The sequence below is a fragment of the Streptomyces sp. NPDC059398 genome (assembly GCF_042751845.1).
GTDB lineage: Bacteria > Actinomycetota > Actinomycetes > Streptomycetales > Streptomycetaceae > Streptomyces.
On record NZ_JBHYWP010000001.1, the window covers coordinates 254,654 to 275,219 of the forward strand.

Sequence of the window (20,566 nt, forward strand, 5' to 3'; positions counted from 1 at the left end):
TCCGGGGCGGCCGCCGAAACCGGCCGGTCACTCCACGAGGCTGCCCAGCCGCCCTTCGAGCAGCACTAGCAGTTCGCTCAGCGCGTCGGACAGACCGGCGCGGTCCCGGGCGTCGATCCCGTCGAGCAGCGCGGCCTCGTACCGCAGCTGGACGGGGAGCAGCCGGTCCAGGAGCGTGCGGCCCTCATCCGTGAGGGAGAGGTGCGAGACACGGCGGTCGCGGTCGTCGGGCCGCCGGGCGATGAGCCCGCGCTCCTCCAGCTGCCGTACGCGCTTGGTCACCGCGGCCCCCGACGCGAAGGTCTCACGGGCGATGCGGCCCGGTGTGAGCTCACGGTCCATCCTGCGCAGGGTGCCGAGTACGTCGAACTCCGGGCGGGTGAGCCCCTCCCGCCCGAGCGGTGCGTCGGCAGCCTGCTGCAGCAGCGCGGAGCAGCGGTTGAGCCGTCCGATCACCGCCATCGGGCCGGTGTCGAGTCCGGGCAGCACCTGCTCCCACTGCCGGATCACCCCCGCGACGATGTCCTCGGCCATGTGCGCCCTCCTTGCTCTCGGTCCGGGTCGATTCTGCCCCTTCGGCGGACCGCTCTCCTAAGCGGCCGGGACCGGCGGCGCGGTGTGGCGTACCAGCAGGGACAGGGTGCGGTGGCCGGCCTGCTCGGCGGAGGCCACCGGACCGGCGGGCAGGGCGCGCTGCCACCACTCACCGGCGGCGACGTCGACGGCCTCGCTCAGTTCCACCAGCGCCAGGGCCAGCCGGTCCCTGGCCCACCCGGTGGTGTGGTCCGGGGCGGATCGCAGCTCGACCAGGCGCCGTGCGGCCGCCTCGGCCGCCGTGACCCGGGCCAGGGCCGTGTCGATACGGTCGGTGGCCCGGCGGTTGGTGATCAGCAGGCAGCAGAGCAGTCCGAGCGCCGCGCCCATCAGGGTGTCAAGGGCACGGTCCGTGATCAGGGTGCGCGCGGGCAGGGCGCTGCCGAACTCGGTCAGCAGCAGCGCCATCGGGGTGACGCACACCGACCCCAGCCAGTAGTTGCGGGTGATGAGGGCCTCCGCGCCGATCTGGAAGGCCAGCGCCAGCAGCACCATCGTGAGCGGGCCGGTGTGGATCAGCGGAAGAAGCGCGAAGAAGACGGCGAGGCCGAGCACATTGCCGATGAGGCGCTGTACGGCCCGCTGCCAGGAGAGCGTGGTGTTGGCCTGGAAGAGCGAGGCCGCGGTGACCACGGCCCAGTACGGATGCCCCACCCCGGCGGCGAGCGAGGCCCACCCGGCCAGCGCGCACCCGGCCGCCACTCGTGCGCCCACCGGCAGCAGCGGTGACCCCGGGCGCAGCCGTGCCAGCACCGTCCGCACCCCGCGGACGCGTTCGGGCGGCGGGAGCCTCAGCCGGAGGGCGAGTGTCCGGTGTTCCGCGGGGGTGAGCCCGACGGCGGGGAGAGGCTGTCCGCGCCGCAGGGCGCGCGCCAGCTCGGCGCACCGTTGTGCCTCCCGGCCGGGGTCATGGCTGCCGGAGGGCAGGCCAGCAGCCCGGTCCTGGGCCTGTTCCAAGGGTGAAGCGGGGTCCGCCGCCGGGGCCGCCAGGGCGGCCTCCGCGTGGACGAGCAGCCGTTCGAGCCCGGCCCGCTCCTCGCCCCCCGGCGAGGTGTGGAAGAGGGTGTGCCAGGCCGCGTGGACGGCGGCCGCGGTGGTCCGCCGCACGGGGAGGTCGGCGCGCCGCCCGGTGTGCCACAGCGCGGCGGCCGCCTCCAGGGCCCGCGCGACGGCGATCCGCTCAGGACCGTGCGGCCGCAGCAGCGCGGGAGCCATCCCGACCACCCAGGCCACCGCGCCGCCGCCGAGGGCGAGTGCCAGATGCGCGGGCAGTTGTCCCAGGTGCTGGGGTGCGAAGAAGGCGGATGCGGCGATGAACGTGAGGATCAGATTGCCGGGAGGTCCGATCCGGGTCGCGTCACAGGCCGTCCTGTGGAGCGCCGCCAGCAGCGAAGCGAGCAGCACCAGCAGCGCGGGTGAGGTGACCAGCGACGCGCAGAGCAGTGCGACGGCGAGACCCGCGACCATGCCGAGCACCACCCACAGGAGAGTGCGGGCGCGTGCGGCGTACGGCAGGCCGTGCGCGTACAGGGCGCACATCGCACCGGCCGATGTGTAGAGGACGAGGTCCATCCGGCCCAGCAGGAGGAGCGTCACATCGGGTACGGCGAGCGCCACCGCGGCGCTGAAGGCGGGTTTGTGCCAGATGTCGGCGGGGCGCCTCAGCTGGAGGGTCGTCCTGACGGGGAGCGGGCGGACCCGCGGGGGGTGTGCCCGCTCCTGTCCTGTCCTGGCGTGCTTCGGCATAGAAAAAGCTTAGCAGGTGTTTTACTAGTAAAAAATATCCGCTCGCTCCGGAACCGGCAGCGGGGCCCGGCCGGACTGCCCGGCCCCGCACCTTGCGCCGCTACGGCAGGTTGTTGATCGTGAAGGTCGACGTGGTGTTCCTGATGTCCTGGGCGTTGCCGCTCAGCTTGAGGTGGTGGAAGGTGACCTCGCCGACCGCCGGACCCTGACCCGGCTCCGGCATCTCGTTGGCCCAGACGCCGAAGCCCGACTTGGCGTCATAGGCGTCACCGCTCTTCTTCGCACCCGTGATGGTGACGTCGGTCAGGATCGTGTCCTTGACCGGGAACTGCGGCTGCCCTCCCACGTAGTTGGTCTGGAACATGATCCCGCTGTACGTCGGGTCGACGATGTCCACATCGTTGATCCGGATGCCCTGGAACACCTTGGAGGCGGAGAACAGCCAGATCCCCGGGAACGTCTGGCCGTTCCAGAAGTGGCCGCCGGTCCGCTCCAGGGTGATGTTCTCCAGGGTGGTCGGATCGGTGCCGAAGCCGTTCATCGCGTAGCCGAAGTCCAGTGAGCTGACCGTGACTCCGGCGTAGACGAGGGTGTCGGCCACCCTGATGTTGCGGAAGGTGTTGTCGTAACCGCCGTAGACGGCCACCCCCGCCGCGCGCCAGGTGAGCAGCGAGGTGAGGTTCTCGAAGACGTTGTTCTTCTCGTCCGCGCCCCCGGCGTCGATCGCCGAGAACAGGGCGAAACTGTCGTCCCCGGTGGCCCGTGACTCGTTGTTGGTGACGTGGTTGTCCGTACTGCCGTTGGTCATGTTGACGCCGTCGGCGTAGGTGTCGCGGATCCGGGAGTTCCTGATGGTGACGCGGTCGGTGTTGGCGCCCCAGTAGAGGCAGACCGTGTGTTCGTCCCAGATGTTGTCGATGGTGATGTCGGAGACGTTCGAGAAGTCGAAGACCTTGCCGGGGCCGTCGATCCGCGAGGTGTAGTTCCCGAAGTAGGCGAAACCGGCGAACGAGGAGCCGTTGGCCGTCGCCTCCGCCCGGAAGCCGATATCGGTGTTCTCCTGCGACGAGGGTGCGCGGAACCGGGTGAACCAGGGTCCCGCGCCGACCACCCGGACGGCCTTTCCGTACACCTGGAACTTGCTGGACGTCTCGTAGTCACCGGCCGGCAGATAGACACCGGTCAGCTTGCCCGTGGTGTCCATCCGCACCTTGTCCAGCGCGTTCTGCACATCCTGCTGGGAGAAGCCGGCCGGGACGGTGTACGCGGCCGGGTCCGGGTTGGGGGCCGCCACGGCCTGCTCGGTGTTGATGAAGTCGATCGCGTACGTGGAGGTGTTGGCGGCGTCCTTCTGGAGCTTGATCCGGTGGCCGGCCGGGACGGTCATGCCGAGGAGGACGCTCGCCTCGTCGTAGATGTGGCGGGGGGCGCCGGACCCCGGATCGTTCCCGGGACCGGTCTCCGCGCCGTACAGCCAGGCGTACTTCGACGTGAGGTCGACGGCCTTGAGGAAGGTGCCGTCCACATAGAGGTCGAGGGTGGTGTCGATGCCGCCACCTGCCGGGGCGTCCGGGACGGAGAACCGGGTGACCAGGGTGTTGGTACTGGATTTCGTGGTGAACTCGACCGACATTCCGGTGCTGTTGAGCGTCACCGCCTTGCGGCCCGACGCCTCGCCCGCCAGGTCGCCCACGGTGCGGTTCGGTCCGACGACCTCGGCGCCGCCGGCCAGGACACCGTCCTCGGCCTCGTAGCTGTCGTACGGCATGTCGGCGCCGCGCCCGACGAACAGCGACTGTGTGGTGGTGTTGTTGCCCCGCTTGACCGGCAGTTCGTTGGCGTCGTCCGCGATCACGGTCTTCACCTGGTAGGTGCCGTTCACCGCGGTCCAGCTGCCGAGATCCACCGGGGGAGCGGTGTCGCCCGCCGCGATGGTCCCGGAGTGCGAACCGGTGAGGGTCTTGACCGTGGCGCCCTTGGAGTCGGTCACGGTCAGGGTGATGTCATGGGCACCCGGTGCCGAGGCGGCCGTGCCCTGGTTCTTGACCGCCACCGAGAACTTCACGGTGTCCCCGGCGGAGGCGGAGCCCGGCGACCAGCTGACCGGCGACGCCACCAGGTCGGAGCTGGAGACCGGCTTGACCACCAGCGGGGAAGGGCTGGTGAAGGTGTTGTTGCCCTCGTCGGTCTCGACGACCTTGTTCCCCGGGTCGACCTCGGCGCTCAGCGGGTAACTGCCCGCGTCCCGTGCACCGATGGAGCCGGTGACGGTCTTCGACTCACCGGCGGCGAGTGCGGGGACCGGTGCCGTGCCAGCCTTGGTGCCGCCCAGGCTGAAGTTCAGGTCCGTGGCGGCCGACGCCTGGGTGCCGCTGTTGGTGACGGTGGCCGAGAGGCTGATGGAGTCGGACTCGACCGGAGCGGCGGGGGACGAGGTGATCCTGGTGACCTGGAGGTCGGGGTTGGGGGCGGGGACGCCCATGACCTGGAACTCCGCGATCTGGCCCGCGGCGGAACCGGTGTTGGAGGTGATCTTCAGCTGGACCTCGGCGACCCGCGCCGTCACCGGGATGGTGACGGTGTTCTGGCTCGACGGGTCGAAGGTGTAGTCCTTGGCCGCTGCGATGCTCGTGAAGGAGGTGGCGCTCTGCTCACGTCCCAGCACCTGGATGTTCTGGGTCCGGGTGGCCCAGGAGCTGTCCGGATTGAGCTTGAGCACGACCGAGTCCACATCGGCGTTGGCGCCGAGCTTCACGGTCAGCGTGTTCGGGTAGCTGCCGCCGGCGCCTTCCCAGTAGGTGCTGGTCCGGCCGTCGTTGGCGTTCTCGGCGGCGAAGGTGAAGACGGTGGAGGACGCGCTGATCGGCTTGGACCGGGCCAGATCGGAACCGCTGCCGGTGGTGCCGGGGCGGGTGACGGTGTTGCTGTTGCCCGAGACATTGCCCGCCGCGTCATGGGCGCGTACGTAGTAGGAGACCGTGGTCCCGGCCGGCCTGCTGTCGGTGTACGTGGTCACGTCCCCGGCGACGGACTTGGCCGGTTCGCCGTTGGCGTAGATGTCGTACCCGGTGACCTTCACATTGTCGGTGGAGGCGCCCCAGGTCAGCTTGATCTCACCGGCGGACGGCTGGGTGAAGGCCAGATCCGACGGTGCGGTCGGCGGCTCGGTGTCTCCCGTACTGCTCTTGCGGGTCACGGTGTTGCTGTTGCCCGACTGGTTGCCGGCGGCGTCATGGGCCCTCACGTAGTAGGCGACCGTCGTACCGGCCGGCTGGGTGTCGGTGTACGTGGTCACCTCGCCCGCGACCGATGAGCGCAGCTCGCCGTTGGCGTAGATGTCGTACCCGGTCACCCCCACCGCGTCGGTCGAGGCCCGCCAGTCCAGCTTGATCTGCCCGCTTGTGGGCTCGGTGTACGCGAGGCCCTGCGGGGCGGTCGGCGCCGTCACATCGCCGGTCGCGGGACCGTAGATCTCCAGCTCCGACAGCTGGCCCGCGTGCTGGACGGAGTTGGCGGTGACCAGGACCCGTACGTACCGCGTGGTGGTGGCGTCGAAGGAGAGCGTCGCCGCCTGTCCGCCCGCAGCGTCGAAGGTGTAGTCCCTGGACGCGGTCAGATCCGTGAAGTCCTTGTTGTCGGTGCTGCCCTGGATCTTCAGTGTCTGGGTGCGTGACCCCCAGCCGTCCGGCAGCCGCAGGACGACCTGGTTCACCCGCACGGCGGCGCCGAGGTCGGCCTGGACCCACTGCGGAAGGGCGTTGTTCCTGCTCTCCCAGTAGGTGGCCCGGTTGCCGTCGTTCGCCCGGTCCGCCGTGTACGTCTCGGTGGAGCTGCTGGCCGTCAGGGTCCGGCCGAGGGCGAGATTGCCCGTGGAGTCGGAGGCGTCGGCGCCGTGGACCTCCAGCTCGGAGAGCTGTGCCTTGGACCAGCCGGAGTTGGCGGTGATGTCGATGCGTACGTAGCGGGCCCGGGTGGCCGGGAAACCGACCGTCACCGTGTTGCTGTCGGCGGGGCCGAAGGTGTGGGCCGCGGACGCGGCGAGGGTGCTGTAGCCGGTGCCGTCCGTGCTGCCCTGCACCGAGAAGGTCTCGCTGCGGCTCTCCCATCCGGCCGGCAGCTTCAGTACGACCTGGTCGACCCGGGCGGTGGTACCGAGGTCGGCCTCCACCCACTGCGGGAAGGAGCTGCTGGAACTCTCCCAGTAGGTACTGGGATCGCCGTCGGTGATGTGGGCCGCTCCGTACTCCGCCGCCGCACCGGAGGCGCGGGCCGGACGGCCGGCTGCGAGGTCGGGTCCGCCTGCGGCCGTGGCGGACAGGGCCGGCAGTCCGAGCAGCAACAGGGCTGTCGCGAAGGCGGCCGTCAGGGCCCGCCAGCTGCTTCTGTGACGCGTCATCTACTGTCCCCATACTCGTGGAGTTCGAGTTTTTGCGTTCAATTGTTGGAGAATTGCAGAGACTTGTACGCAGGTCTACAGGTCCGACCGAAGTAATCGACGGGTGCATGTCAGAGCAGGGGTGTCGCGGAGATCACAACTCCGCTTCTTTGCATGGCTGTTGGGCGGGGCTGGTGGCCCGCTCTACTGGAGCGTGTGGACGGCCGCGGCGAAGAGGGCGGGCATCCGGGATGCGGTGGGTACGACGAGGCCCGCGGTCAGTGGCCGGCCGCTGAAGGACAGCAGGGCCCCGGTGAGCAGCCGGTGACGCCGGGTCAGGCGCTGCCAGGCGGCCTCGTAGCCGGCGGGCCGCCCGGCGGCCAGACAGCGCACCGCAGCCCCGGCGGTCGCCAGGGCCAGGGCGATCCCCTCCCCGGTGAGGGCGTCGACGTACCCCGCGGCGTCCCCGACGAGGAGCACCCGCCCGGCGACCCGGCGCCGCACCCGCTGGCGCAGCGGCCCCGCGCCGCGCACGGTGCTCGCGTGCGGCCCGCGCAGCGCCGCGTGGAGAGCCGGGAACCCGGCCAGGTGCTCGTCGTAACCGCGGCGGCTGCGGCTGAGCACCGCGACCCCGACCAGATCGTCACCGACGGGCGTCACATACGCCTCGCCCCGCGCCGACCAGTGCACCTCCACGAAGTCGGTCCACGGGGCGCACCGGTAGTGGCGGCGCAGCCCGTACCGGCCGGGGGAGCGGCCGGGCAGATCGAGCCCGAGACGGCGGCGCAGCGGGGAGTGCAGACCGTCGGCGGCCACCAGCCAGCGCGCGGTGAGCCCGGCCGCGGTGACGGCGCCGGCGCTCTGGCGCACCTCCCCGACCTTGCCGTCGACCATCCGTACGCCCAGCTCACGGGCGCGCTCGTGCAGCGCCGTGTGCAGCACGGTGCGGCGGATCCCCAGACCCGTGCCGCCCCGGAACGCCGCGTCGGCGCTGTGCCTGCCGTCGAGATAGCGGATGCCGCGCAGCTCCCGGCCTTCCGCGGCCACCCCCAGCGCACGCAGCGCGGCCACGCCGCCGGGCATGACACCCTCTCCGCAGGCCTTGTCCACCGGAGAGGTCCTGGGCTCCACGACGACGGCCTCCAGACCGGCCAGCGCGGCATGGATCGCGGTGGCGAGCCCGGCGGGGCCACCGCCCGCCACCAGTACGTCGATCACGCCGTGACGTCTCCCGCCGAGGTGTCGCGCGCCGGAGTGTCTCCCGCCGGGGTGGACAGCCCCGTGACGTCTCCCGCCGGGGCGGACGCCGGGCCCGGCCCCGCAGTCCCGCAGCCCGCCAGTGCCGCGTTCTCACAGCGGATACGGACGGTCAGCAGTACGGCATTGAGCACGGTGAACGCCGACGCGGTGAGCCACGCAGTGTGCACCAGCGGCAGCGCCACCCCCTCGGCGACCACCGCCACATAGTTCGGATGCCGCAGCCAGCGGTAGGGGCCACCCTGTACGAGCGGCAGACCGGGAACGACGATCACCCGGGTGTTCCAGCGGGGCCCCAGCGTCCTGATGCACCACCAGCGCAGCGCCTGGGACGCCACCAGCACGCCGGCCATCGGCCACCCGAGCGCGGGCAGGAACGGCCGCCCGCCCAGCCAGGCCTCCGCCACACACGCGGCGAGCAGCCCGGTGTGGAGCGCGACCATCGCCGGATAGTGCCCCTGACCGGCGACGGTCGCCCCGCGCGCCCTGCTCCAGCGCTCGTTGCGCCGGGCGACGACGAGTTCGGCGATGCGCTCGGCGGCGACAGCGGCCACCAGCAGCACGTACCAGATCATGGGTCATCCTCCGCATCACTGCGTAATCGGGATCGGCGGACTACCAGCGCAGCAGGACCAGTTCGCAGCAGAAGCCGGGGCCCATCGCCAGCAGCAGCCCCGGTGTGCCCGGCGGCGGAGGGTCCGTGGCCAGGGTGTCGCGCAGCACGTGCAGCACCGATGACGAGGACAGGTTTCCGACGTCGGCGAGGTGGCGCCAGGTGACGCCGAGCGCGTCGTCGGGCAGCCCCAGCGCATCGGTGACGGCCTCCAGCACCTTGGGCCCGCCCGGGTGGCAGACCCAGGCGGTCACATCCTCGGGCTTGAGCCCGTGACCGGCGAGGAAACCCGTGACGTCCGCGGCGAGGTGACGGCGGACCACATCCGGCACGGACGGGTCGAGCACCACCTGGAAGCCGGAGCCGCTGATGTTCCAGCCCATGACGTGTCCGGTGTCGGGGTAGAGCCTGCTGCGGGTGTCCACGACGGCAGGCCCCGGCCGCTCCCGCTCCCCGGCGGCGTGGTCGGCGCCGCGGACCACCACGGCCGCGGCGCCGTCCCCGAAGAGGGCGGTGGCGATCAGATTGGCCATCGAGCTGTCGTCGCGCTGGAAGGTCAGGGAGCACAGCTCGACGGAGAGCAGCACCGCGACCTGGTCCGGGTGGCCGAGCAGATAGTCGTGGGTGCGGGCCAGCCCGGCCGCGCCGCCCACGCAGCCGAGCCCGAAGAGCGGCAGCCGTCTGACATCGGGGCGCAGCCCGAGCCGCCCGGCCAGCCGGGCGTCGATCGAGGGGGTGGCGATTCCGGTGACCGAAGTGAAGACCAGCAGGTCCACGTCCTCGGGGTGCAGCCCCGCCGCGTGCAGCGCGCCCCGGACCGCCTTGGCGCCTAGCTCCGTCGCACCGGTGATGAACGCGTCGTTGGCGGCGCCGAATCCGTCCAGCTTCTCGTACGCTTCGAGCGGCAGCGTCATATGGCGGGTGCGGACCCGGGAGCTGCGGTGCAGCCGGTCGAGGACCCGCCGGTCGGCGCCTTCGGGCAGACAGACGCGGGCCACCATGTCGGTGATCTCGTGCTGGGCGTGGCGGTGCGGTGCCAGCACACCGTGGACGGCTGCGATCCGGGTCATAGGTTCTCCCGCCTCGGGGATGACGTGCCCTGCATTGCAGCATCCCTGCCCCCGGCCGGGCTTTCGACACCCTGGCCGCCGCCCCGCCGCCCTCCGCCGATTCCCCCGTACGCGTGGAGTGCGCGCGCAACCGTGGCGCGGGGGCGACGGCGCCTACGATCGGCGGGTGGGAACCCCCGAGCAGCCCCTGGCAGACCGACCCGCCGCCCGGCGGGGCGGAGTTGTGGCCGCCCTCGCCGGATCGTGCCACCCGGGCCCGGTCGTGGCGGTCACCGCGCTGCTGGCGGCTCTCGCGGTGACCGCCGGGCAGAGCCCCGGGCGCTCGGTGCTGACCACCGCCGCCGTGCTCACCGGGCAGCTCTCCGTGGGCTGGTGCAACGACGCGGTGGACGCGCGCCGGGACACCGCGGCCGGGCGCGACCGCAAGCCGCTGGCCGACGGCACGGTCGGGGTACGCACCGTATGGGCCGCCGCGTTCACCGCGCTGGCGCTCTGCGTACCGCTCTCGTTCGGCTGCGGCCCGTGGGCGGGCGCCGTGCATCTGACCGGGGTCGCCCTGGCCTGGGGGTACGACCTGGGGCTCAAGGCGACCGTCTGGTCCTGGCTGCCGTACGCGGTGGGCTTCGGGGCACTGCCCGCCTTCGTCGCGCTCGGACTGCCCGGACAGCCGCCGCCCGTCTGGTGGATCGTCACCGCGGGCGCCCTGCTGGGGATCGGCGCCCATCTCGGCGATGTGCTGCCCGATATCCGCAGCGACCTGGAACTCGGAGTGCGCGGCTGGCCGCACCGGCTCGGGCCCGGCCGCGCACGGCTGCTGCTCCCGGTCCCGCTCGCCGCCGCGTCCGCCGTCCTCGTCCTGGGACCCGCCGGGGCGCCGTCCGGCCGGGCGCTGGCGGCGCTCGCCGCCGCGACCGCGGCCGCCGTCGCGGGGACCCTGCTGGGGCGCCGCCGGGAGCGGGCCGCGTTCGCCGCCGCGGTGGCCGTCGCCGCGGTCGATGTGGCGCTGCTGCTGTTCAGCGGCGCCACCATCGTCTGAGCGCACCCGTCGGCACCGCCGTCCGCAGGAGCGCAGGTCTTTCGGACACCGGCTTCCGGGTCAGCGCCGCATCCGCCGTCGCAGCAGCCAGAGCGAGGCGGAGAGCGAGACGAGCAGCGCCCCGACCGCGGCGAACCCGCCCACTGTCGACGCCTTCTTGATCGTGGAGTGGTGGCTCACCGCCGGCGAACCAGCGGGGCCCAGCTGCCCCGCGTCCGGCTGCCCCGCGTCCGGCTGCTCGGGTCCCGTAGCCGTCACGGTGGTGGTCCTCGCGATGGCCGGGCGCAGCGAGCCGGTCGGCCGCACTTTGCCGGACGCCTCGAAGCCCCAGTCGAGGAGAGCGCGCGCGTCCTCGTAGACACTGCTGTCCTGAGGGTTCATCACCGTCACGATCAGCGTGTGGCTGCCCCGGTGCGCCGCAGCGATCAGGGTGTTGCCCGCCTTCGCCGTGTAGCCGTTCTTGACACCGATGAGACCCGGATAGGGGCTCACGTCCCGGGAGCCGACCAGCAGGCGGTTGGTGTTCCGGACCTCGAAGGGCGCACCGGCCCGGCCGGAACTGTCGAGCCCGCCGGGGAACTCGGTACTGCTCATCGAGCAGTAACGGGCGAACGCCGGGTCGCCCAGACCGGTGCGCCCGAAGACCGCGAGATCGAAGGCCGACGAGTACTGGCCGGGGATGTCATCGCCGTCCGGCGACATGACCCGGGTGTCCTCGGCCCCCAACTGGACGGCCCGCCTGCGCATCTCGTCCCTGGTCTTCCGCCACCCGCCGTTGAGCGAGGCCAGCACGTGCACCGCGTCGCCGCCCGGACTCAGGAAGACCCCGCGCCACAGGTCGTCCACCCGGTAGGCGCGCCCCTCGGCCACCCCGATACGGCTGCTTCCCTTGCCGACGCCCGCCAGGTCCGCCCTGGTCACGGTATGCAGCAGCCGCGGGGGCAGATGTGGCAGCACGGTGAGGGCGAAGAGCGTCTTGAGCGTGCTGGCCGGGGGGAGACGGCGGTGGGCGTCCTTGGACGCCAGCACATCGCCGGTGGTCGCGTCGGCGACCACCCAGGACAGCGCCGAGACCTGGTCCGGCAGCGCCGGGGCGCGGGACCCGCTCTCCCTCGTACTGCCGGGCGGCCGCTGGCCGGGGTGCGGGGCCAGCGCGGCACTCGGAGCGATCGAGGTGACGCCCGCCGCCAGCACCACAGCTCCGGCGCAGAGGCTCTGCAAGACTGGTCTGAAGATCATTCAGTTACGGTAAAAACACGGAACGTTGCCCGCATCTCAGGCGAACCCGGAGGAGACCGAACGGCCGACACCCCGGCCGCCGCGTGCCCGGACCCGCTCCGGAGGCGCCCGGCCGGTGCGGCTGGCCTGTCCGGCGCAATCCGACGCCCCGTTGGAGTGGCCGGACTCGCCAGATCGCGGTGGTCCGGCCTACGGTGTTCCGGCAGCGGTGTGCGTCCCGCACCGGACGTGCGGCCGCTGCAGAGACAGGTCCGTGCGCGTGTCCCCTTGCCGCGCACCCCTGTTGGCCGCAGCCCGGTTGCCGCAGGGCTCCCGCACCGGACTGCCGCCGCGGTCCTGTACGAGCATCGTGTGCCCGGAGGTCTCCCCATGCGCTTGACGAGTATCGGGTCTGCCGCCCTGCTGAGCGCCGCCGTGCTGTCCCTGGCCGCCCCGGCCGCGGCGGCGGGCGACGCCGGCGGGGCCCCGCCTTTCGGGCCCACCGTGTCACCGGGCTCGGTCGCTCCCGGCGGTACGGTCACCCTCGGTGCCACGGGCTGCCGGGAACCGGGCGTCACCGTCTCGTCCGGCGTGTTCGGCCCGGTCACCCTCCGCCACGGGCATCCCGCGACCGTCGTCGTGGACCCGGAAGCCGCGACCGGAAAGCGGTACGACGTGACCTTCGCGTGCGGAGGACAGCGGCGGAGCACCCCGCTGGAGCTCTCCGGCACCCCGGACAAGCGGATCAGGGCGGTCCTCAGCGGCTCGCTCACCGATATGGACACCACCGAGCTGGTCGCGGGCGGTGTCCTCATCGCGGCGGCGCTCGGCGTGGTCCTCCAGCTGCGCCGCCGCTCCTCCCACGGCGCACCCTGACCGGGCCTGGCCGCGGCCCCGGCGACGCACCCGCCGCCGGGGCCGCGGGTGTCAGTGGCTCCGGCACTCCGCCCTGATCAGCTGCGCGGCGTAGCGCGCGTCGAGGGCGGGGCTGCTGAAGCTGTCCGGATGCGCGCACATCCGGGCGCGGCCCGCTGCCGTGGTCCCCTTCCAGCTGAGCCGTACGGTCTGCTCGGTGAACGCGCGCCGGTCGTACGGAGGCGGATTGGTGTCACCCTCCGTACGTGATGCCTCCGCCGACGAGGCCCCCGCGCCTGTACGGGAGGCTTCCGGGGACGTGGCTTCCGTCCCCGAGGCCTCGGTACGCGAAGTCTCCGCATGCGAAGTCTCCGACCGGGGAGCCGACGGCTTCGCGGACATTGGCCGGACGTCGTCGCCCGGGGTGATCGCAGCTGCGGTGAGGGTGGCGCACAGGGCTGCCGTGGCGAGCGCGGTACGCATCAGGGCGGAGTGCATGGCGGAACTCCTTCGGCTCGTCGGATGCGGTGTCGGGGCGAGCCGCCCTGGGGCCGGCTGCGGCGGTCCTCACGCGGCCCGTACGGCGACGGCGACGGGAAAATCAGTCCTGCCGACGGCGGTGTCGCTCTGCCGGAACGGGGAGGCGAAGGGCAGAGCCTGCCAAAGCCGTTCCAGGATGGGCGCGGTGCGCGGGCCCCGCAACCGGGTGCCTTTCCGGAGCCGAAATGCCTGGTGGGCGGGGCGCCGGGCAGCCGCTGCCCGGTTCGGTCAAATGACAGGTATGAAGCGTTCAACAATGGTTCAACCTCTTACCAAGACTTGCGGACCGCCCGGAGGGGGCCGGACCGCGGTGGGCCGGTGGAGCGCCACATCCCAACAGCGGTTATGCCGTACCGTACCGCTCCGGACACGCTCAGTGGCCGATATTCGGGACACTGTTCCGCTTGCGTCGGGCGTACGGTTTTCAACAGAAAGTTGATCTAGCGCCAATACCCCCTTCTCCGGGGGTATCTGGCCAATTCGCCATGTCCTCAAGGGAGTAGACATGTCTGCGGCGGAACAAGCGGTGCAGGCAAGGAGCCGGACGCCGCTGCGGCTCGGACAAGTGCAACTGCGGGGCATCGCCCAGGTGACCCTCAGCGCCAATCCGTGGACCGGACTGCTGTTCACCGTCGCGCTGTTCGCCGAAGGCTGGCGTACCGGTGTGTACGGCCTGCTCGGCGCGGGTGTGTCCGCCGCGACCGCGGCCCTGCTCGGCGCCGACCGGGGCAATATTGTCAAGGGGCTTGACGGCTACTGCGGTTGCCTCACCGGTCTCGCCCTCCTCGTCACGTTCGGCTCGTCGGGACGTACCGTCCTGCTCACGGTCCTCGGTGCGGCGGTCTGCCCGGTGCTGAGCGCAGCGGCCGGCCGTATCTTCGGGCGCGTCGGCCTGCCCGTGCTGACCGCCCCGTACTGCCTGGTCGCCGGCGCCCTGGTGACCGCGCTGCCGACGGCCCCCGCCGCGGCCGGCGCCACCGCGCGGGTCGGCGGGTTCACCACGCTGTCCGCGGCGGACGCCGGGCGGGCGTTCTGCGACAACATCGGACAGGTCTTCTTCCTCGACAAGTGGTACGCGGGCCTCATCCTGCTCGTCGGGCTCCTCATCACCTCGCGGGCCGCCGCCGTCGCGGCTGCCGCCGCCTCGGCCCTCGCGCTGCTGACCGCCTGCGCCGCCGGGCTCCCGGCCGACCGGATCGCCCAGGGCCTCTACGGCTACAACGGGGTGCTCTGCGCCATAGCGCTGGCCGCCACCTTTCTGACCCTCACCCGGTGGACCGCCGGTTACGCCGCACTCGCCGTCGTGGCATCGGTCCCCTTCACCGCCGCCTGGGAGGCGTTCACCCGGCCGTCCGGCGGATCCCCCTTCACCTGGCCGTTCGTAGTGACGACCTGGCTCTTCCTCGCGGCGGGTCCAGCGCTGGGCCGGCCCGGCATCTCATTCGAGAAAGCAGAGTGACGCCATGAATCTCTCCCCACGCGAAATCGACAAACTCCACGTCTACGTGGTGGCCGACCTGGCCCGCCGCCGCAGGGCGAGGGGGACCAAGCTCAACTACAGCGAGGCCGCCGCGCTGATCACCGAAGCCGTCCTGGAGGCGGCCCGCGACGGCCACACCGTCGCCGAGTGCATGGAGCTGGGCCGCAAGATCGTCACCCAGGACGACGTGATGCCCGGAGTGCGCGAGATGCTCACCGTCCTCCAGGTCGAGACGGCGTTCGTCGACGGCACGAAGCTGGTCACCTGCCACGACCCGATCAGCGCCTGAACCCCGAAGCCTGAACCACCGAGGAGACAGAGATGTCGGGCGGAGCCCACTACCTCTACGGGGACGACCCCGTGGAGATCAACGCCAACCGGGCCACGGTCAGGCTCACGGTCGCCAACACCGGCGACCGCGCCGTCCAGGTCGGGTCGCACTACCACTTCTTCGAGATCAACCGCGCGCTGCGCTTCGACCGTGAGGCCGCCTTCGGGATGCGCCTGGACATCCCGTCCGGCACCGCCGTGCGTTTCGAGCCCGGCGACAGCCGCGAGGTCGACCTGTGCGCCTTCGGCGGCGGCGGGCGGCTCGTCGGATTCGCCGGACTCGTCAACGGGGGCCTGTCGGCGCCCGACACCAAGCGCAACGCGCTGCGCCGCGCGGCCGAACTGGGATTCACCCGTGCCGGCGACGCCGCCGGCCAGGACAGCGCCGCCGGCCAGGACAGCACAGGGAACACGCCCGGCGCCGAGAGCACCGCGGGCACCGAGGGGACTCAGCACTGATGGCGATCATTCCGCGCAAGCAGTACACCGACCTGTTCGGCCCCACCGTGGGCGACCGGTTCCACCTCGCCGACACCAATCTGGTCGTCGAGGTCGAGTACGACCACAACGCCGGTTCGTACGGGGAAGAAGCCGTCTACGGCGGTGGCAAGGCCATCCGTGACGGCATGGCCCAGGACCCCTCCGCGCTCAACCGCGAGGGCGCCCTCGACCTGGTCATCACCAACGTCGTGGTCATGGACCCGGTGCTCGGCGTCGTCAAGGGTGACATCGGGGTCCGCCACGGCCTGATCGTCGGGGTCGGCAAGGCCGGCAACCCGCAGCTCCAGAACGGTGTGGACCCCAAGCTCATCATCGGCCCCGGCACCGAGGTCGTCTCCGGCGAACACCTCGTCGCCACCGCCGGCGGTGTGGACACCCACATCCACTTCATCTCGCCGCAGCAGGCCGAGGAGGGCCTGTCCAACGGCATCACCACCTTCTTCGGCGGCGGCACCGGGCCGACCGACGGCTCCAACGGCACGACCTGCACCCCCGGCCCGTGGAACATCCACCGGATGCTGGAGGCCGTCGAGGACCTGCCGGTCAATGTGGGCCTGCTCGGCAAGGGCAACGGCAGCCAGCCGGAAGCCCTCCGCGAGCAGATCGAGGCGGGCGCGGCCGGTCTCAAGGTGCACGAGGACTGGGGCGCGACCCCCGCCACCATCGACACCGCCCTCAGCGTCGCCGACGAGCACGACGTACAGATGGCCATCCACACCGACACCCTCAACGAGGGCGGTTTCTTCGAGGACACCCTGTCCGCGATCGACGGCCGGACCATCCACACCTTCCACACCGAGGGAGCGGGCGGCGGCCACGCCCCCGACATCATCCGGGTATCGGGCGAGGCCAACGTCCTGCCCGCGTCCACCAACCCGACGCTTCCGTACACGGTCAACGCGGTCGACGAACTGCTCGACATGGTGATGGTCTGTCACCACCTGTCCCGCGACATCCCCGAGGACGTCTCGTTCGCCGACAGCCGGGTGCGCGCCGAGACGATTGCCGCCGAGACCGTCCTGCACGACCTCGGCGTGATCAGCATCTTCTCCTCCGACTCCCAGGCCATGGGCCGGGTCGGCGAATCGTTCGTCCGGGCCTTCCAGACCGCGCACCACTGCAAGGAACTGCGCGGCCCGCTGGCCGAGGACAGCTCCCGCAACGACAACGCACGTGTGCTGCGCTATCTCGCCAAGCTGACCATCAACCCGGCCATCGCCGTCGGCGCGGCCGACGTGATCGGATCCCTGGAGCCGGGGAAGATCGCCGACATCGTGCTCTGGCCGATGCACTCCTTCGGCGCCAAGCCCAAGCTCGTCATCAAGGGCGGCATGGTCAACTGGGCGCTGATGGGCGACCCCAACGCCTCGCTGCCGACGCCGCAGCCCGTCTACTACCGCCCGATGTTCGGTACGTACGGCCGCGCCAAGCAGCGGACGTCGGTCACCTTCATGTCCCAGTCCTCCATCGCCGCGGGCGTCCCCGGCGAACTGGGCCTCCAGCGGCGGATCGAGCCCGTGCAGCGCTGCCGGACCATCGGGAAGCAGCACATGGTGCGCAACGACGCGCTGCCGCGTATCGAGGTGGACCCGGAGACGTACAAGGTCACCGTCGACGGCGAACCCGCGACGATCGAACCCGCCGAGCGGCTCCCGCTCAACCACCTCTTCTACATCGTCTGACCGGTCCGGCGGCCGCCCCCGGCGGCCTGACCACAGCGGACCACCCCTCGTACGAACGGAGCCCCGGCATGAACGACCCGATGCCCACGGCCGCACTGCTGACCGGGCTCCAGCTCACCGACTCGGCCTTCCCCAGCGGCTACTACACCCTCTCCCACGGTCTGGAGGGCTTCCAGCAGGCCCGCGCGGTGACCCCGCGCAGCCTGCCGGAACTCCTCCACGATCTGCTGCGCCACAGTGCGGGGCCGTCCGACGCCACCGCCCTGGCCCTCGCCCACCGCGCGGTCACCGCGGGCGACTGGGCGGAGCTGACGGCGGTCGAGGAGCGGCTGCACGCCACCAAACTGGGCCGGGAGGCCCGGCAGGCCTGTGTCCGCACCGGGCGGCAGCTGCTCGACCTGGCGGCGGAGGTGTACGGAACCCCGGAGATCGAGCGGTACCGCACCCTCTACCGGGACGGCGCCGTACGCGGCTGCCAGCCGGTCGTCGCCGCCGCTGTCCACGCGGGCAACGCGGTCACCGTACGGCAGGCGGTCACCTGCGAACTGTTCGCCTTCGCGGCCAGTTTCGTGGGGGCCGCCCTGCGGCTGCGGCTCACCGACCACCGCCAGGCGCAGGTCGTACTGCACCGGGCGGCGTCCGTGATCGAGGAGACCGCAGAGGCCGCCCTGGAGCGCGAACTCGCCGACATCGGCGGCTTCGTCCCGGTGGCGGACATCATGGCCGGCCGCCATGAGCGGGCGGAGGCACGGCTGTTCGCCAGTTAGGCGGAGCCATCCGCCGACAGGACACCACACCAGAGAAGGATCACCATGCACGACCCCATGCAGGCCCGGCACCACCACAGCCACGACGACGAACTCCTGCGGCGCCCCAAGGACGGCGTACTGCGGGTGGGGATCGCGGGACCCGTCGGTTCGGGGAAGACGGCTCTGATCGAGGCGCTCGTCCCCGTACTGTTCGCACGCGGCCGCACCCCCGCGGTCATCACCAACGACATCTTCACCAGCGAGGACGCCGCCCATGTCCGCCGCACCCTCGACGGGATCCTCGACGCGGACCGGATCGTCGGTGTCGAGACCGGGGCGTGCCCGCACACCGCGGTCCGTGACGACCCGTCGATGAACCAGGCGGCGGCCGACGAACTCCTGGAGCGCCACCCCGACGTGGACACGCTGCTCTTCGAGAGCGGCGGCGACAACCTGACGCTCACCTTCAGCCCGGCCCTGGTCGACCTCTTCCTGTTCGTCCTGGACACCGCCGAGGGCGACAAGATGCCGCGCAAGCGGGGCCCGGGGATCACCGAGAGCGAACTGCTCGTCATCAACAAGGTCGACATCGCCCAGTACGTACGGTGCGACCTGGAGGTCATGGAGTCGGACGCGCGCAAGGTCCGGGAGGGGCGGCCCGTGGTGCTGACCAACTCCCTGACCGGCGACGGCCTCGACACCATCGCCGACTTCATCCTGGCCCATGAGGCCGCCCAGGCGGCGGCCCCCGCATGACCACGGCGCCCGCGCGGCTGGACCCCGCGCACTACGAACCCCGGCGGACACCGGCCCGGCTGCTCGCCCTCGCCGGTCCGGCGGACACGCTGGCCGCCGGGCGCCCCGGCAAGGTCGGTCTGCTCGAACTGCGCTACGCGCGGGTCGGCGGCCGCACCGAACTCGTCGACCGCTACCAGAAGTCGCCGCTGCAGATCATGCGGCCGCTGTACATCGATCCGCACCGGCCCGATCTGCCGGTGACCTTTCTGATGTCGACCGGCGGCGGCATCCTGCAGGCCGACCGGAACCGGATCGACATCGACTGCGAGCCCGGCACCTCCGTGCACCTGACCACGCAGGCCGCCACCAAGGTGCACCGTATGGAGTTCGACCACGCGACGCAGCTGGTCAACCTGACGGTGGGGGAGGGCAGTTACGTCGAGTACCTGCCCGACCCGCTGATCCCGTACCGCGACGCGCGCTTCTACCAGCACACGGTGGTGACGGCCGATCCGTCGGCGACCGTACTCATCGGCGAGACGATCGCCGCCGGACGGCTGGCCCGGGACGAACGGCACGCCTACCGGATGCTCTTCAGCGACCTGGAGGTCCGGCGCCCGGACGGCACGCTGCTCGCGGCCGACACCGTACGGCTGGAACCGCACGGTCCGGGCGGCGTGACCGGGCCCGCGGTCTTCGCCGGTCATGACCTGATGGCATCGCTGTACGTACTCACCCCGCTGGCCCCCGCGGCCCTGGTCGCGGACACCCTGCACGACGCGCTGGAAGCCGCCGGCCTGGTCTTCGGTGTGAGTGTGCTGCCGGACGACACGGGGGCGTGGGTGCGGGTCATGGGCAGCGATTCCCCTGCCGTCACCCGTGCGCTGCGCGCCGCGTGGGACGCGGTGCGCCGCCTGCTGATCGGGGTACCGGCCCCGGACCTGCGCAAGACCTGAGTGGGCTAGGGGATGAGGCGCCGCTCCTTCGCCGCCGCGGGCCCTCACCGGGTAGGCCCTCACCGAGTAGGCGGCGCCGGGACAGGAACGGAAGGACGGCAGCAGGATGAACACGCACGACACCCACCCCACGGACCCGGACCCGGACGGACGGAGGACCGCGGTGCACGAGCAGGACCGGGCGCTTCTGGCCGCGGCCGGCCGGGGAGACACGGCGGCGGTGCGGGCCGCCCTGGCAGCCGGCGCGGGGCTTGAGGCCCGCGACCTGCACGGCCGTACCGCTCTGCTTCTCGCGTCCATCGGCGACCATGTCGAGGCCGCCCGCGCCCTGATCGCCGAGGGAGCCGACCCGGACGCCCAGGACGACCGTGACGACAGCCCTTGGCTGGCCACTGGTGTCACCGGGAGCGTGGCCATGATGCGGGTGCTGCTCCCGGCCGGCCCTGATCTGACCCAGCGCAACCGCTTCGGCGGGATCGCGCTGATCCCGGCGTCCGAGCGCGGCCACACCGACTACGTACGGGCCCTCCTGCGGGAGACCGCCATCGAGGTCGACCACGTCAACAGCCTCGGCTGGACAGCCCTGTTGGAGGCGGTGATCCTCGGCGACGGGGGACCGGCCCACCAGGAGATCGTCGGACTCCTGATCGCGGCCGGTGCCACGCCCGGCCTGCCGGACGGCGACGGGGTGACGGCCCTGCGCCATGCCGAGCAGCGCGGGTTCACCCGGATCGCCGACCTGCTCAGGGCGGCCGGGGGCTGAGACGGAGACGGCGCCCCCCGCCGGGGGGCGGGGCGGGATCCGCGCGGCCCCCCCCCCCCCCCC

Annotated in this window: 18 protein-coding genes; 10 read left to right on the plus strand and 8 right to left on the minus strand. The window is 71.8% G+C overall.

The genetic code is table 11. The annotated features are described in order from the left end of the window. Positions 1 to 27: 27 nt before the first annotated feature. The 6 genes from ACFXBC_RS01140 to ACFXBC_RS01165 form a co-directional block, all read right to left on the minus strand. Positions 28 to 534, minus strand: a complete 507-nt coding sequence (locus tag ACFXBC_RS01140) for a MarR family winged helix-turn-helix transcriptional regulator (RefSeq protein WP_385017015.1) — start codon at positions 532 to 534, stop codon at positions 28 to 30. A gap of 57 nt (positions 535 to 591) precedes the next feature. Next, positions 592 to 2,340 carry an FUSC family protein gene (locus ACFXBC_RS01145; RefSeq protein ID WP_385017018.1) on the minus strand — a complete coding sequence of 583 codons (1,749 nt, stop codon included), beginning with the start codon at positions 2,338 to 2,340 and terminating at the stop codon, positions 592 to 594. 100 nt (positions 2,341 to 2,440) lie between these two features. After that, positions 2,441 to 6,736, minus strand: a complete 4,296-nt coding sequence (locus tag ACFXBC_RS01150; protein ID WP_385017020.1) for a discoidin domain-containing protein — start codon at positions 6,734 to 6,736, stop codon at positions 2,441 to 2,443. Between the two features lie 183 nt (positions 6,737 to 6,919). Then, entirely contained in the window at positions 6,920 to 7,933 is a 1,014-nt protein-coding gene (locus ACFXBC_RS01155) for an NAD(P)/FAD-dependent oxidoreductase (protein ID WP_385017023.1), read from the minus strand. Continuing rightward, the gene (locus tag ACFXBC_RS01160) at positions 7,930 to 8,547 is read right to left on the minus strand and encodes an isoprenylcysteine carboxyl methyltransferase family protein (RefSeq protein ID WP_385017026.1); all 618 of its coding nucleotides are present in this window, start codon (positions 8,545 to 8,547) and stop codon (positions 7,930 to 7,932) included. Before ACFXBC_RS01160 ends, ACFXBC_RS01155 begins: the two co-directional genes overlap by 4 nt. 40 nt (positions 8,548 to 8,587) lie before the next feature. Then, positions 8,588 to 9,655, minus strand: a complete 1,068-nt coding sequence (locus tag ACFXBC_RS01165) for a type III polyketide synthase (RefSeq protein WP_385017028.1) — start codon at positions 9,653 to 9,655, stop codon at positions 8,588 to 8,590. A 166-nt stretch (positions 9,656 to 9,821) separates the two neighbouring features. Between ACFXBC_RS01165 and ACFXBC_RS01170 the strand changes: the two genes are divergently transcribed. Next, positions 9,822 to 10,691 carry a UbiA family prenyltransferase gene (locus ACFXBC_RS01170; protein ID WP_385017031.1) on the plus strand — a complete coding sequence of 290 codons (870 nt, stop codon included), beginning with the start codon at positions 9,822 to 9,824 and terminating at the stop codon, positions 10,689 to 10,691. Between the two features lie 60 nt (positions 10,692 to 10,751). Here the strand turns inward: ACFXBC_RS01170 and ACFXBC_RS01175 are convergent, their stop codons facing one another. Continuing rightward, the gene (locus ACFXBC_RS01175; protein WP_385017034.1) at positions 10,752 to 11,930 is read right to left on the minus strand and encodes a D-alanyl-D-alanine carboxypeptidase family protein; all 1,179 of its coding nucleotides are present in this window, start codon (positions 11,928 to 11,930) and stop codon (positions 10,752 to 10,754) included. Positions 11,931 to 12,299: 369 nt separating this feature from the next. Here ACFXBC_RS01175 and ACFXBC_RS01180 point away from each other — a divergent pair, with 369 nt between their 5' ends. Beyond that, positions 12,300 to 12,785 (plus strand): hypothetical protein, encoded by a 486-nt coding sequence (locus ACFXBC_RS01180; protein ID WP_385017036.1) that lies wholly within the window; start codon positions 12,300 to 12,302, stop codon positions 12,783 to 12,785. Between the two features lie 51 nt (positions 12,786 to 12,836). Here the strand turns inward: ACFXBC_RS01180 and ACFXBC_RS01185 are convergent, their stop codons facing one another. Beyond that, complete coding sequence (locus ACFXBC_RS01185; RefSeq protein WP_385017039.1) at positions 12,837 to 13,262, minus strand: hypothetical protein; 426 nt, start codon at positions 13,260 to 13,262, stop codon at positions 12,837 to 12,839. A 547-nt stretch (positions 13,263 to 13,809) separates the two neighbouring features. Between ACFXBC_RS01185 and ACFXBC_RS01190 the strand changes: the two genes are divergently transcribed. The 8 genes from ACFXBC_RS01190 (at position 13,810) to ACFXBC_RS01225 (ending at position 20,503) form a co-directional block, all read left to right on the plus strand. Continuing rightward, complete coding sequence (locus ACFXBC_RS01190; protein WP_385017042.1) at positions 13,810 to 14,763, plus strand: urea transporter; 954 nt, start codon at positions 13,810 to 13,812, stop codon at positions 14,761 to 14,763. A 4-nt stretch (positions 14,764 to 14,767) separates the two neighbouring features. Beyond that, positions 14,768 to 15,073 (plus strand): urease subunit gamma, encoded by a 306-nt coding sequence (locus ACFXBC_RS01195; protein ID WP_385017044.1) that lies wholly within the window; start codon positions 14,768 to 14,770, stop codon positions 15,071 to 15,073. Between the two features lie 32 nt (positions 15,074 to 15,105). Then, entirely contained in the window at positions 15,106 to 15,573 is a 468-nt protein-coding gene (locus ACFXBC_RS01200) for an urease subunit beta (RefSeq protein ID WP_385017047.1), read from the plus strand. Beyond that, on the plus strand, positions 15,573 to 17,297 hold the full coding sequence (gene ureC / locus ACFXBC_RS01205) for an urease subunit alpha (protein WP_385017050.1): 1,725 nt from the start codon (positions 15,573 to 15,575) through the stop codon (positions 17,295 to 17,297). The genes ACFXBC_RS01200 and ureC overlap by 1 nt, the downstream gene beginning before the upstream one ends. 68 nt (positions 17,298 to 17,365) lie before the next feature. Continuing rightward, positions 17,366 to 18,064: an urease accessory protein UreF gene (locus tag ACFXBC_RS01210; RefSeq protein ID WP_385017052.1), complete on the plus strand. Its 699-nt coding sequence runs from the start codon at positions 17,366 to 17,368 to the stop codon at positions 18,062 to 18,064. A gap of 57 nt (positions 18,065 to 18,121) precedes the next feature. After that, a complete protein-coding gene (ureG, locus tag ACFXBC_RS01215; RefSeq protein ID WP_385017094.1) occupies positions 18,122 to 18,802 on the plus strand; it encodes an urease accessory protein UreG in 681 nt (226 codons plus the stop codon). After that, entirely contained in the window at positions 18,799 to 19,740 is a 942-nt protein-coding gene (locus tag ACFXBC_RS01220) for an urease accessory protein UreD (protein ID WP_385017055.1), read from the plus strand. The genes ureG and ACFXBC_RS01220 overlap by 4 nt, the downstream gene beginning before the upstream one ends. 106 nt (positions 19,741 to 19,846) lie before the next feature. Next, positions 19,847 to 20,503 carry an ankyrin repeat domain-containing protein gene (locus ACFXBC_RS01225; protein WP_385017059.1) on the plus strand — a complete coding sequence of 219 codons (657 nt, stop codon included), beginning with the start codon at positions 19,847 to 19,849 and terminating at the stop codon, positions 20,501 to 20,503. The last annotated feature ends 63 nt before the right edge of the window (positions 20,504 to 20,566 follow it).